We start from the raw sequence: 335 nt of genomic DNA, 5'->3' as shown, positions 1-335 counted from the left end.
CTTTCGCCACATATTCCAGCGTCCAGCCGTTTTGCCTGACCACCTCAAGGCAGACCTCCCGTGTCCGGAGGTCTTTTGGCATATGTTCCAACGCCCAGCCGTTTTGCCTCACCGCCTCAAGACAGATCTCCCGCGTCCGGAGGGACAACGGCACACGTTCCAGCGACATGCCAGGAGGTCTTCCGGCACATATAGCAACGCCCAGCCGAACGCCTCGAGGCAGATCTCTCGCGTCTGGAGACCTCAAGGCACATCTCCCGCGTCCGGAGGGACCACGGCACATGTTTCAGCGTCCAGCCGTGTCGCCTCACCGCCTCAAGGCACATCTCTCGCGT

The 335-nt window shown here is 61.5% G+C and carries 1 protein-coding gene; it reads right to left on the bottom strand.

What is annotated here, in order from left to right; all coding sequences use genetic code 11:
- The coding region (locus tag E1297_RS51055) for a DUF4116 domain-containing protein (protein ID WP_196223075.1) at positions 1-169 on the bottom strand (169 nt) is incomplete at its 3' end.
- Positions 170-335: the final 166 nt, after the last annotated feature.

The organism is Roseibium sp. RKSG952 (assembly GCF_009711355.1).
This window is presented reverse-complemented; position numbering and strand designations above follow the sequence as displayed.